Annotated in this window: 9 protein-coding genes; 4 read left to right on the top strand and 5 right to left on the bottom strand. The window is 53.5% G+C overall.

All coding sequences use genetic code 11. The features are described from left to right. Window positions 1-45: 45 nt before the first annotated feature. The 5 genes from BLW37_RS09785 to BLW37_RS09765 all read right to left on the bottom strand — a co-directional run bounded on the left by BLW37_RS09785 (window position 46) and on the right by BLW37_RS09765 (window position 6,699). Window positions 46-1,365, bottom strand: coding sequence for a ferredoxin reductase family protein (locus BLW37_RS09785; protein ID WP_091342336.1), 1,320 nt, complete (start codon window positions 1,363-1,365; stop codon window positions 46-48). A 182-nt stretch (window positions 1,366-1,547) separates the two neighbouring features. Further along, entirely contained in the window at window positions 1,548-2,921 is a 1,374-nt protein-coding gene (locus BLW37_RS09780; protein ID WP_091342335.1) for a sensor domain-containing protein, read from the bottom strand. A 348-nt stretch (window positions 2,922-3,269) separates the two neighbouring features. Beyond that, window positions 3,270-4,499, bottom strand: coding sequence for an ABC transporter permease (locus tag BLW37_RS09775; protein ID WP_091342333.1), 1,230 nt, complete (start codon window positions 4,497-4,499; stop codon window positions 3,270-3,272). Beyond that, window positions 4,496-5,245: an ABC transporter ATP-binding protein gene (locus BLW37_RS09770; RefSeq protein ID WP_091342332.1), complete on the bottom strand. Its 750-nt coding sequence runs from the start codon at window positions 5,243-5,245 to the stop codon at window positions 4,496-4,498. The genes BLW37_RS09775 and BLW37_RS09770 overlap by 4 nt, the downstream gene beginning before the upstream one ends. Further along, window positions 5,242-6,699 (bottom strand): efflux RND transporter periplasmic adaptor subunit, encoded by a 1,458-nt coding sequence (locus BLW37_RS09765; protein WP_245785686.1) that lies wholly within the window; start codon window positions 6,697-6,699, stop codon window positions 5,242-5,244. The genes BLW37_RS09770 and BLW37_RS09765 overlap by 4 nt, the downstream gene beginning before the upstream one ends. 178 nt (window positions 6,700-6,877) lie before the next feature. Here BLW37_RS09765 and BLW37_RS09760 point away from each other — a divergent pair, with 178 nt between their 5' ends. The 4 genes from BLW37_RS09760 to BLW37_RS09745 are packed head-to-tail and all read left to right on the top strand — an operon-like array spanning window position 6,878 to window position 12,931. After that, on the top strand, window positions 6,878-9,493 hold the full coding sequence (locus tag BLW37_RS09760; RefSeq protein WP_091342330.1) for a S8 family peptidase: 2,616 nt from the start codon (window positions 6,878-6,880) through the stop codon (window positions 9,491-9,493). 29 nt (window positions 9,494-9,522) lie between these two features. After that, complete coding sequence (locus BLW37_RS09755) at window positions 9,523-11,214, top strand: NAD-dependent malic enzyme (RefSeq protein ID WP_091342328.1); 1,692 nt, start codon at window positions 9,523-9,525, stop codon at window positions 11,212-11,214. 32 nt (window positions 11,215-11,246) lie between these two features. Beyond that, window positions 11,247-11,735 carry a hypothetical protein gene (locus BLW37_RS09750; RefSeq protein ID WP_091342326.1) on the top strand — a complete coding sequence of 163 codons (489 nt, stop codon included), beginning with the start codon at window positions 11,247-11,249 and terminating at the stop codon, window positions 11,733-11,735. A gap of 5 nt (window positions 11,736-11,740) precedes the next feature. Next, complete coding sequence (locus BLW37_RS09745) at window positions 11,741-12,931, top strand: serine hydrolase domain-containing protein (protein WP_091342324.1); 1,191 nt, start codon at window positions 11,741-11,743, stop codon at window positions 12,929-12,931. The last annotated feature ends 2 nt before the right edge of the window (window positions 12,932-12,933 follow it).

Here is a 12,933-nt window from a genome sequence, read left to right as displayed (position 1 = left end):
GCTCGTTTTGCTATCCGATGCAACATGGTGCCTCCTGTGGGCCGGTTAAACCAGGTTAAATCGCTCAGAGAAAATATGCTGCAAGGGCACATCACGCTTACGTAGTGCCGATTCCACGCCATTCATCAGCGGCGGTGGGCCGCAGACATAATAATCGGTTTGACTACGGGCGTTCTTGATGTATTTGGTCAGCAGCTTATCGTCAATGAACCCTTGTTCTTCGTCCCAGTCTTCTGGTGGTTCTTTTAGGACGTGTACAACCTTCAGATCCAAGTGCTCTGAAAGCTTTATCAGCTCATCCCAAAACAGCACCGAGGCTCGGTTTTCATTGGCGTACAACAGCAAAAGCTTTTTACGGCTGTGAGCAGTAGCGCAGCTTCGTAGCATACTCATAATGGGGGTGATGCCCACGCCACCAACCACCATGATGGTGTCACGATCGTTGCTCAGATCCAGTGTGAATACACCGTAGGGTCCTTCAACCCAGGCACGGCTGCCTGCTTTGATAGCACTGATAGAGTTGGTAAAGTCGCCAGCGTGTTTGACGGTAAACTCAAGGCGAGTGGGGGAGTCAGCATTAGAATGAATTGAGAACGGATGCTGTTGCAACGAGAAGGGCGAATCACCCAGAGTGATCCAGACATACTGGCCGGGTTTAAATTGGATCCCCTGGTGATTATCAGCCTGCAGCACTAAGCGAGTGGCATCGCCATCTATAGCGTCTGCTTTGGTTACAAGCCAGGGTTTAGTTTTAAGCCTCCAGGGGCGTAGCAGGCGTGCATCAATCAATAGCAGTAGTGCGGCGCCAACGGCAACTGTCAGCGCAATCCTGACCGGCCAGCCAGCGGTATAGTTGCTTACCATCAAGGCGTGACCAATACCGGTGCTGACTACAAAAAATGCGAGCAAGCCGTGCAGAGCACGCCACCATTCGTATTGCAGCTTCATACCGACACGCCATAGTGACGTAACAATCAGCAAGGTCGTGGCGATTAGAGTGGCGCTGAGAAAAAAGGCGCGCAGTGGTTCATCCCCTGGGTGTAAATAGTCCAGAAATGCAGGCTCGGCGCTCAGCAGGGTCGCCGGATGAGCCAGCACCAGTAGCCAGGCAAAAATCCCCATTTGGCGGTGAAACTGCAATAAGTTGTCTTGCCCTATACCTCGGGCAAACCAGGGGTGGCGACCCGAAATCACCAATTGCATCGCCAGGACACCCAGGCCCAGTAAACCAAGCAAGACGCCCAGTTCAATGGCAAAAGCACGTACCGGCGGCCGTTCAAAGGCTAGTGCCAAGGCCATCGGCAGCAAGGTGAGCAAAAAATACACCCCAATCCAGGCGGCGAGTGTCTGATAATGAATTCTCATGATGCCTTTTTATCTCATCGGTTCGTCTGTTTCAACGATGGGTGTTTACAGGACTTTTTTGAATCAGTGTATGGTTGAGATTCGGCAAGGAATGCTGGTTTGCTTGTCGGCTGCTGCTGTTGTTTTGTGCTTTTGATGGTACCCAGCTTACCAACATAGCGTGCTTTGTGATGACATACAAGCTAGGCAGGAGGAGTATCTTTAGCGGGGATAAGGTTATAACACTGACCGCCATTGCGTTTGGCAGTGTACATTGCTTCGTCTGCGTGCTTAATCAATTGCAGGTAATCCTGACCATGTTCAGGGTAGATTGCGATGCCAAGGCTGGGGGTCGTGATCACGGTGACTTCTTTCAAGACGAAGGGATTGCTCAGGTGTGCGATAATTTTCTCCGCCACCACAACGGCATCGTCCGGCTCGTGGATGTCATCCAGCAGAATGGCGAATTCGTCACCACCCAAGCGGCCGACGGTATCGCAATCCCGCACACATTGCTGGAGCCGCTGAGCAACGTCTTGCAGCAAATAGTCGCCCGTAGTATGGCCAAAGGTATCGTTGATTTGCTTAAATTTATCCAGGTCGAGATAAAGGACCGCTAACCGGCTGGTGTTTCTCTGTGCTCGTTTCAAGGTATTTTGTAAGCGATCCAAAAACAGTGCCCGGTTTGGCAGCTCAGTAAGTTGATCGTATTGTGCCAGATACTCCAGCCGGGAATTTGTCCGTTGATGCTCCATCGCAGCGACTAACTGGTTTGCTACAAATAACAGCAACTCTTTGTCTTGTTCTGTATAGGTAGCGGCACAGGTGTCATTCTGCACCACCAGAATACCAATGGTGTCCGAGCCTGTGATAAGAGGCACACCCAGCCAGTTCAGAGGATGCTGTTCAGCTGCGCCAATCTTACTTAGCCTTTGCCTGGCAGTATCCTGGGTTAGCAGCAAGACTTCTCCGGTATGCATTACTTCAGCAATGAGCGTGTCTGTTTGAAGTGATCTGGCTGAGGAGGGCGCATCGTCGCGATTCACAAAATAAGGAAAGCTGAGTTGTTCCTGCTGTGCATCGTAAAGCGCCACAAAGAAGTTCTCTGCTGGCAAAAACGGCTTGATCAGTTCATGCACCTGCTGAAACAGCACTTGCAGGTCACTCGTCAAGTGCGCCGCTGCGGATATTGCATACATCGCTGCTTGCATGGATTCGGCACGTTTTCGTGCGGTAATATCCCTTGCTACACCGATCCGCACCTGCTCGGTCTCCAGCCATTGCGTCGCCCACATAATATGAACAACCTGCCCATTTTTATGGATGTAACGATTTTCATGATCAGCATCTGCCAGGCCTGAATTAATACGTTCAACAACTGAGCGGGTGGTGTTTTGATCATCCGGATGGATAAATTCAAAAGCAGTGCGGCCAATCATTTCTTCTGGACGGTATCCAAATACCCGCTCACTGGCTGCGCTAACCGATAAAAAGCGCCCCTCTTTATCCACGACGCAGACAACATCCAGCAGTAAGTCGAGTAGTTTATCATTAGGGATGTGTGGGATTGGATTCATAGCTTCCTATACCAGGGCATGTCGGCTTTTGCGGTTGCTTTTGTAGCTGCCTGGCTGGTATTTATACAAGGCAAAAGTTGTGATGTGAAGTATTCTACATGAAACAAGCTTTAACACAGTAAAAATGCCAGCCAGGCGCTGCCTGATGAGTTCGTCTCGCGACGCTCTGCTTTTGGTGACTCGTCACTTATTTCGTATCACGAAACTGCGCTCTTCCATTGACCATCAAAACGCCCCCAGAGCGAACAAAAGCCAGACAACAAAGGCCAACACGTCTAGGCTAACCATGGTTAATCATTGTGCTACTTAGCAAAGTTGCCGCATCTAAGCTGCGGCTTACATGCCAGGTTACTCATGCCTCAGCGCATCGATTGGTTGTAGCTTCGAAGCTTTGCGGGCCGGATAGTAGCCAAAGAAAATGCCAATCATTGCTGAGAAGCCGATGCTAAGCAGCACTACTTCCGGCTGGATGATGGCAGTAAAACCGGCGAATTTCTCTAAGCTTCGGGTGACCAGTACAGCAATGCTCAGGCCAAGCAGGCCGCCTAAACTGCACAGCAGCATGGCTTCAATCAGAAATTGCCGAAGAATATCGGCCGGCTCGGCGCCCACCGCCATCCGCAAGCCGATTTCGCGGGTGCGCTCGGTGACCGACACCAGCATAATGTTCATAATGCCAATCCCCCCTACCAGCAAAGACACTGAGGCCACGGCAGCCAGCAGGCCGTTAAAAATTTGCATGGTGCGGGCACGGGTTTCTACCATTTCCGATAAGTTCCTAATCTGAAAGGGCGCATCGGTGCCGGTGGTGCGCATCCGCTGGCGCAGCAGCGCTTCCATCTCTTGCTCGACCAGCGCCATATCGCGCTCATCGGCCACCTGCACAATCAAGGAGCGAACTGCCCGTGGGCTGGCCAGGGTCATGCCGGCAATGCGTTTACGCACCGTATCGAGCGGCATAAAAATTAAATCATCCTGATCGTTACCCTGGGTATTCTGGCCCTTGGCATCCAACACGCCAATCACGGTAACCGGCGTGCGATCGACCCGAATGGTTTGGCCAATCGGATCGGAAGCACCGAACAGCTCGCGCTGCACCGTGGCACCGATAATGGCGACCCGGCCAGCACTATTGAGTTCTGCAGCGGAAAATTCGCGCCCGTGCGCCAGCTGCCAGTTCTGCGCCGGAAAAATACGGTTGTCGACGCCGCGCACACTGGGCGCCCAGTTCATATTGCCGTAAATGACCTGGGCATTGGCCCAGATGGTTGGGGCTGCCACACTGACCTGAGGAATTTGCTGTTCGATGGCTTCGGCGTCCATTTCGGTTAAGGTTTGCACCGAGCCACTGGCACCTCGGGCGCCCGAGCTGGCGCGCCCCCGGGCAAACACCACAAACACATTGCCCCCCAGGTTTTTAATTTGCTGATCGACTTCGTGTTGAGCACCAGCGCCCAGTGCTAGCATGATAATGACCGCAGCCACACCGATAATAATCCCCAGCATGGTTAAAATGCTGCGCATCAGATTGACCTGCAGTGCCACCCAGGCCACTTTGCAAAGCATCCACCATTTCATGCCAGCCCCTCCTGTTGTTTCTGGGCCCGGTAGCGGGCTAAATGCTCACTGGCCGATTCAGCCTGAACCTGTTTGTCACTTTGCAAACGGCCATCACGGAAGATCAGTTGCCGGCTGGCAAAAGCGGCTACTTCCGGCTCGTGAGTCACCAGTACAATGGTTTTGCCTTCCTGATTCAGTTGTTGAAACAACTGCATGATCTCAAGGCCAGTTTCGGTATCCAGGGCGCCGGTCGGCTCATCGGCCAACACCACCGCCGGTTGATTGACTAATGCTCGGGCGATGGCTACCCGCTGCTGTTGGCCACCGGAGAGCTGGGATGGGTGGTGATCCATCCGTTCGGCAAGCCCTACCCGGCGCAGGCACTCGCTGGCAAAGTCGTTGTTGCCATCGTGATCCTTGCGGTACAACAGCGGCAACAGCACATTATCCAAAGCCGTGGTGCGGGGCAGCAGGTTAAACTGCTGAAAGACAAAACCGATGTAGCGGTTACGGATGCGAGCCAGTTCGGCCGCCGATAAATGCGTGACGTTTTCACCCTGAATACGGATTTCCCCTGAGCTTGGCGAGTCCAGACAGCCCAGCATATTCATAAAGGTCGACTTGCCCGAGCCAGAAGGGCCCATCACGGCAATAAACTCGCCTTGCTGAATGTGCACATCCACGCCAGCCAGGGCATGTACCTGCTGCGAGCCCATACGGTAGGTTTTGGTCAGCCCCAGGCTTTCAATGACCGCTTGGCTCATCGCTCTGTCCTCACCGCCCGCACGATCACCTGTTCTTGTTCGCCGAGTTCGCCGGAAAGCAGTTCGGTAAATTCATCGTTGGCCAGGCCTACCCGCACCCGGCGCAGCTCTGGCTCTTGCCGGGCATTCAATACCCAGACTTCCGCCATTCGTCCTTGCTCACCACGGCCCTGAGTTTGCTGGCGCTGCTCGGCCATCAGGTGTTGATAGCGGCTGAATTCGTCTTCGCTAAGTACCAGTCGCAGCTCATTGGTCAGTGCCTGGCGAGCTTGTTGAAACGCCTGGCGTGGATTGCTCATTGGCCCCGCTCTTTGTTGGCTTAGCTGGCTTTGCTGACTGCGCAGTTGTTGCAGGTTTTGGTTGAATTCCTGCAGCATGCGCCGTACCTGGCGCTCTTTATCGGCCGGTAGATCCAGCTGGCGCAACAGCTCTGCGGTCCGATCAGCCGGCTGCTGGCCGCTTTGCTGGGCACCTGCCGGACGAAAGCGCAGGGCGGCATTCGGGACGCGCTGCACATCCTGCTGCTGGCCAATAATAAAGTTCAGATTGGCGGTCATGCCCGGCAGCAGCAGTTGCTGGCGGTTGGGCGCATCAATAATCACCTTGTAGGTCACTACATTGGCAACATTGGTAGCGGCTTTTCGCACCTGCGAGACCACGCCCTGGAATTGCCGGTCTGGATGGGCATCGACCTGAAAACGTACCTGTTGGCCGGCTTCAATTTTGCCAATATCGGCTTCATCAACATCGGCTTCGATTTGCATTTGCGACAAGTCTTGCGCAATGGTAAACAGGGTGGGGGCAGATAAACTGGCAGCTACCGTCTGACCCACATCCACCTGACGGTCAATCACAGTGCCATTGACCGGTGAGCGGATCTGAGTGCGGGCCAGATCCAACTGATGCTGCTCTAGCTGTGCCTGGCGCTGGGTGAGCTGAGCTTTGGCGCTTTGCAGCTGGGCCTGGCTGACCAGAATTTGCGCCTTGGCCACTTCAAAATTGGCCAGTGCATTGTCCACTTCGGTTTGATTGGTCAGGTTTTGCTGCATCAATTGCAACTGACGCTGATAAGCGCGCTCCAGCCGCGACAGTTCGGCCTCCGCTTTGGTCACATTGGCGGCTTGCTGCGCCACATTGGCTTCGCTCATCAAAATATCGGCTTCGGCCTGGCGCACCCGGGCCTGAAAGCTGCGGTCATCCAGCCGGGCGATGAGCTGGCCTTGCTCCACATCAGCGTTAAAATCAACGTAAATAGCGGTAATCAAGCCAGAGACTTCCGAACCAACTTCTACCGTGACTACGGCACGGGTAGTCCCTGCAGTATTGACCACACTTTCAATATCCCCCCGGCTCAGGGGCTGGGTTTGATAGACTAAGCGCTCGCTGGATGACGAAGGCCACCACAAGAACACGACAACAGCGACTACCACAGCCGCACTGATCCAATAGCGCACAGACTTCTCCTGATGATTGGGCTTATTACTATTCAGACTATAGAAAGCTTTGCTTTTTGCGCCAATACCATACAGCGTAAAGGTTGTGTAAAGCTGTGTGCTTTACCCTGAAAAATGATCGCTTGGTCGCATACTAAGGTACTATGCTTAGACAGAGGTAGATCGAAAGAGGTTGGTGATGAGCAAAAGTGCATGGTTGTTTGGTGGGCTGATGCTGGGGGTAAGTTTGGCATCGGTTCAGGCGGAGCCGCTAGCCAGGGACTATCATCCTGAGCGGTTGATCGTGACCTTTGCACCGGGCATTGAGCGTTTGCAAGCCCAGTCGACTCAGGCTGAATCAACTGGGCCGCTGCAGCAGCAACTTCAGCAAGCCAGGCGTTTCAGCCAATTCACCGATCAAGCCGTGGTGCGTCGTCCGGCAGGTGTCAGCCTGCAGCAAGCCCAAGCAGAGCTGCAGGCCATGCCAGGTGTCCGCTCGGTCGAGCTGGATTACAAAGTGCGTAAAACCCAGCAACCCAATGATCCCCGTTATTCTCAGCAATGGTATTTACAGGCACTGCCGGGGATTCAGGCCGAAGGCGCCTGGGCCGAAAGCACCGGCAATCAACAGTTGGTGGTGGCGGTAATTGATACCGGGGTGGATTACAACCATCCGGATTTGGTGGCCAATATCTGGCAGAACCCGCTAGAGCAAGCCAATGGTCAGGATGACAGTGGTAACGGCTACATCGATGATATTCGTGGTATCGACACCGCCAATGATAGCTCGGATCCGATGGATGACGACGGTCATGGCACTTTGATTGCTGGCATTATCGCTGCCGCAGGCAACAACAACAGAGGCATCGCCGGGGTCAACTGGCAACTGCAAATTTTACCGTGCAAATTCCTGGATGATTTGGGTGAGGGCTTTACCAGCGACGCCATTGAGTGCCTGGATTATATTCTCGATTTAAAAGTAAATCATGGCATTCCGATTGTTGCCACCAACAACTCCTGGGGTTCACCCAGCTTTTCCTCTGCCTTGTACCAAGCGGTGCAAAAGCATCATGACGCTGGTATTTTGTTTGTGGCCAGTGCCGGCAACAGCGCCAGCAGTTTGCCATTTTATCCGGCCGCCTTTGATTTGCCGAATGTGATCAGTGTGGCGGCCCACGATAGAGACGGTCAGTTGGCCGATTTCAGTAACTTTGGTCGTGGCCATGTCAGTTTGTCGGCGCCTGGTGTGCAAATGCTTAGCACCTACCTGGATAACGGTTACGCCAGCTCATCCGGTACCTCGATGGCAGCTCCGGTGGTCACCGGTTTGGCCGCCTTATTAAAGTCGGCCCGGCCTGACCTGGATACCCAGGGGTTGAAGCATCATTTACTGGTTGAAGGGGCAGCCGCCAACGACAGCCGTATTGAGCGTTACACCATGACCGGCCAGATGGCATTGGCGGCTGATGGCAATGGAGGCGCTTTTAACTGCACCTCACAGCAGCTGTTTCGACGGCTAAAACCCAGTACTGATAGTGTGTATTTAGCACCGGATAGCTGGTTGGATATTCAGTTACTAGGCATCAATTGTTTAGGCTCCGCACCTGTCGCTGATATTGCTGTGGTGCCTGGCGATGAGTTTATTGAACTGCGCGATGATGGCAACGGTCAGGACCGTTTCGCCGGCGATGGTATCCATAGCGGCCGTTGGTGGTTTGACGGCACAGCTGCCACCCTGCAATTTCCGGATGGTGAGGTTCGGGTAGAAACACAACAAGCGAATTTCTGCGCAGAACAAAATGTCAGTGCCGTGCCACAGGCCAGCTGCGATGCCTTAGTGGCCTTCTTCTATCAGACCGAGGGACCTGGTTGGTTTGAGCGCAGTGGCTGGTTGCAGCACAGTTCGGTTTGCGACTGGTACGGAGTAAGCTGTCAGCAGGGTGACATTACCGCATTGGAGCTGGCTCAGAATAACCTTAACGGCGATTTGCAGCTTGATTTTGGCGTCCTGCCGATGCTAACCGTGCTGGATCTGGCGGGTAACAGCCTGACTGGTGCTATTCCTGCCAGCATTGAGGCCGCTAGCCGCTTGCAGCAGCTGGATTTGAGTAAAAATGGCTTCAGTGGTGCTTTGCCGGCGGCCCTGGGGCAACTGAGTGCGTTGCAACAGTTGGTATTAGCGGATAATTTTTTCAGTGGTAGCCTGCCTTCGGTCGTTGGTAGTTTAACCAATCTGAACTGGCTGGATCTGTCCGACAACAATCTGCAGGGCACTTTGCCATCAAGCTTGACCCAGCTTAGCCAGTTGCAGGGTTTTAGTTACCTGGATACCCGTTTGTGCGAACCGCGCAACAGCAATTATTATCAGTGGCTGCAAGCCATTAGTTTCCTTGACGTGAATCCGGACTGCCCGAATCAGGCTCCTGTGGTATCTGCCGGTGAGAATCGAACGGTCAGCGCTGGTAGTCAGGTGCAGTTGCAAGGCAGTGCCAGCGATGCCGATGGCGAAATTTTGCACTATAGCTGGCTGCAAATAGCAGGCCCAACGGTGCAGCTGAGTAATCCAGAGACTTTGCAAGCCAGCTTTATCAGTCCGGTCTCTGCTCAGACGCAAACCCTGCGCTTTCGGTTGACTGCCAGTGATTTACGGACCAGCAGTAGTGCCGAAGTCAGCATTACCGTGCAGCCTCAGGCCGGAGGCTCTGGTTCAACGAGTACCTCGGGTGGAGCCTTGTTGTGGCTACTGCCCGCTTGGGCTTTGCTGATGATTGGCCGCTGCAGGCGCAATCGGGTATACTCCGCCGCCAGCTTATGAACAGTTTTTCAGGATAAGGAACCGCAGTTATGACGACCAGGCAACAAGGTCCGCTCTATATTCCCTATGCCGGCCCGGCTTTGCTGGAAACACCGCTATTGAACAAAGGCAGCGCTTTTAGTAAAGAAGAGCGCGAGGCCTTTAATCTGACTGGTTTATTGCCACCGCGCTACGAGAGCATCGAAGAGCAAGTAAAGCGTGCATACATGCAGTATTCCAGTTTTGAAAGCACCATCAACAAACACATTTATCTGCGGGCTATTCAGGATAAAAACGAAACGCTGTTTTTCCGTCTGGTGCAACAGCACTTGCCGGAAATGTTACCCATCATCTATACCCCAACGGTCGGTGATGCCTGTGAAAAATTCTCCGATATTTACCGCAGTAAGCGTGGTTTGTTTGTCTCTTATGAAGAGCGCGACCAGCTGGATGCCATTTTACGCAACGCTACCAAGCCCAAAGTAAAAGTCATCGTGGTGACGGATGGTGAGCGGGTGCTGGGCCTTGGCGACCAGGGCATTGGTGGCATGGGTATCTCCATTGGCAAACTATCTTTGTACACCGCCTGCGGTGGCATCAGCCCGGCCTATACACTGCCGGTAGTGCTGGATGTAGGCACCAACAATGAAAAGTTACTGAACGACCCGATGTACATGGGCGCCCGGCATAAACGCATTGGCCAGGCTGAGTACGATGCCTTTGTCGAGCAGTTTATGCGGGCGGTTTATAAACGCTGGCCAGATGTGATGGTGCAGTTTGAAGATTTTGCCCAGCCCAATGCGATGCCGATTTTGCAGCGCTACCGGGATCGCTATTGTTGCTTTAACGACGATATTCAGGGCACGGCAGCGGTGACGGTAGGCTCTTTGCTGGCGGCCAGTCGGGCAAAAGGGCAGCAGTTGTCCGAGCAAAAAGTGGTTTTTGTCGGGGCAGGATCGGCTGGTTGTGGCATCGCTGAGCAAGTGATTACCCAAATGATGGCAGAAGGCTTAACCGATGCCGAAGCGCGACGCCGAATTTACATGGTGGATCGCTTTGGCCTGCTAACTGAAGGCATGGCCGATTTGCGCGATTTCCAGCAAAAGCTGGTGCACTCCAGAGCTGATCTGGCGAACTGGAGTTTCAGTGGCGATTATGCTTCGTTGCTGGATGTGATGCACTGCGCCGAGCCAACGGTGCTGATTGGGGTATCTGGCCAGCCGGGGCTTTTCAGTGAGCAGGTGGTGCGTGCCATGCACAAAGGCTGCAAAACGCCGATTATTTTCCCGCTGAGTAATCCATCACGTCAGGTGGAAGCTCAGCCAGAACAAGTCATTGCCTGGACCGACGGTGATGTGATTATTGCTACTGGTAGTCCCTTTAAGCCAGTGCAGTATCAGGGCAAAAGCTATCCGATTGCGCAGTGCAATAACAGTTATATTTTCCCGGGCATTGGCCTTGGTGTGATTGCAGTGAAAGCAAAACGCATCAGCGATGAAATGCTGATGGCGGCCAGTGAAACCCTGGCCGCAGCCTCGCCACTGGCCAATACCGGAGAAGGGGAGTTGCTGCCATCGCTTACTGCTTTGGCGGAGCTGAGTAAGCGGATTGCTTTTGCTGTGGGCAAAGTTGCGCAGCAACAGGGGCTGGCACTTGAAATCAGTGACAATCAGTTGCAGGATAGCATCGAGGCCAACTTCTGGCGGCCTGAATACCGCCAGTATAAACGCGTAAGCTTTTAAGGCTGAGTGGTACAACAACCCCGGAGGGACTGATGAAAGCACCAATGATGACGATTGCGCTGACGTTAATGATGGGTTTTAATCTGGCTCAAGGCTCAGAACTACCAAGCAGTAACCACTGGTTGTTGGAAGCTAGCTCTGATGAAGAGCGCTTTGCCCGGATTGAGAAGATGTTTGCTGGTTTTTCCGGGGCGATGGCTGAAGTCGGAGCGCGTTATCAGCACAGCTACGATGCGATTGTGGATGAAAATTACGCGCTGGCAAGTTATCACTGGGATAAGTTGGGTGCTGCCATTCAGCTAGGGTACTTCCGCCGACCTGGCCGGGCTGACAATGCCAAAGCGATATTTTTGCAAACGGCCTGGCCGCAGCTGACACAAGCCTTGGACGAAGGCGATACAACCAAGATCCAGCGAAGTTTTTTGCATGCTCGCTCTGCCTGCATGGCTTGTCATGTGGCTGAACAGGTCCCTTTTATGAACGATCAGCCATTGTTCCGTCAAACGGCAGAGTTTAAGTAGCTTTTATGAAAACACTTGTCAGCACATTTATTGGGTTCATCAGTGTTAGCTTCATTGCCGCGCTGCAGGCGGCGCCGGTTGCTGATGTAGCCGAATATTTTGATCGACACTTTGAGCAGCAGCTGGCTGAGCATCAGATCCCAGGTGGCGTTTACGCCGTGATTGAAGGCAATCAGATTGTGCGGGTACGAGGTTTTGGGGTGCGCGCACGGGGCTCTACTGATCAGGTCGATCCTTTCACGGTATTTCGCATAGCTTCGGTTTCCAAAACCTTTGCGGCTGGCTTGGCGGCTGGCTTGGCGGCTGTGCTGGCGGAGCAGGGCTACTTTAACTGGGATGATCCTGTGGTGAATTATGTGCCGGATTTCTCGTTTCGCTCCGCCCGGTACAACCAAGCCTTGCAAGTGGAACACTTGCTGGCACAAACCACAGGGGTCATCCCCAACGCGTACGACAACATGATTGAAGCCAATGTGTTGCCAGAGCGTATTCTGCCTCATTTCAGGCAACTGGATCCCATGTGCACGCCCGGCGAATGCTATGGTTACCAGAATGTGTTGTTCAGCCTGATTGAACCCATTGTGCAGCAAACCACGCAAAAGGATTACGCTACCCTGATGCAGGAGCTGATTTTTGACCCCTTGCAAATGCCAACCGCTTCAGTGGGGATGGATCCTTTTATGGCCACTGAAAACAAAGCCATGCCGCATGTACGGGCGCGGGGGGGCTGGTATCAAAGTACCGTCGTGCCCAGTTATTACCGCTTTGCCCCCGCAGCAGGTGTGAACGCCAGCGCGATGGATTTGAGCCACTGGGTGATGGCGCAGCTGGGTCATTATCCGGATGTGATGCCAGAGCATTTGCTGGCCACCATCACCGATAAGCGGGTTCGTACGGTGCGGGATTTGCGCCGGGGACACTGGCGGCAGTTCATTCGCGATGCGCATTATGCCTTGGGCTGGCGGGTCTACCAGTTTGGTGATGAAGAGCTGGTCTATCATGGCGGCTGGGTACGTGGTTTTCGGGCCGATGTGGCCTACTCACGTGATCGCCAGGTGGGTCTGGTGATCTTGCTCAATGCGGAAAGCAATATTGTCAGTGAGCTCAGCACTTATTTCTGGTCAAGGGTGTTTGATGCCATTCATTTGGCCGAAGCCGATCAACTGACTGAGCTGCTTACCACCGAAGAGGATTAGAA

The organism is Alkalimonas amylolytica (assembly GCF_900107845.1).
GTDB lineage: Bacteria > Pseudomonadota > Gammaproteobacteria > Enterobacterales > Alteromonadaceae > Alkalimonas > Alkalimonas amylolytica.
This window is presented reverse-complemented; position numbering and strand designations above follow the sequence as displayed.

Bases quoted from the DNA above. Each gene is read 5' to 3' on its own strand.
- BLW37_RS09785 (WP_091342336.1), bottom strand. From the start codon at position 1,365: ATGAGAATTCATTATCAGACACTCGCCGCCTGGATTGGGGTGTATTTT.
- BLW37_RS09780 (WP_091342335.1), bottom strand. From the start codon at position 2,921: ATGAATCCAATCCCACACATCCCTAATGATAAACTACTCGACTTACTG.
- BLW37_RS09775 (WP_091342333.1), bottom strand. From the start codon at position 4,499: ATGAAATGGTGGATGCTTTGCAAAGTGGCCTGGGTGGCACTGCAGGTC.
- BLW37_RS09770 (WP_091342332.1), bottom strand. From the start codon at position 5,245: ATGAGCCAAGCGGTCATTGAAAGCCTGGGGCTGACCAAAACCTACCGT.
- BLW37_RS09760 (WP_091342330.1), top strand. From the start codon at position 6,878: ATGAGCAAAAGTGCATGGTTGTTTGGTGGGCTGATGCTGGGGGTAAGT.
- BLW37_RS09755 (WP_091342328.1), top strand. From the start codon at position 9,523: ATGACGACCAGGCAACAAGGTCCGCTCTATATTCCCTATGCCGGCCCG.
- BLW37_RS09750 (WP_091342326.1), top strand. From the start codon at position 11,247: ATGAAAGCACCAATGATGACGATTGCGCTGACGTTAATGATGGGTTTT.
- BLW37_RS09745 (WP_091342324.1), top strand. From the start codon at position 11,741: ATGAAAACACTTGTCAGCACATTTATTGGGTTCATCAGTGTTAGCTTC.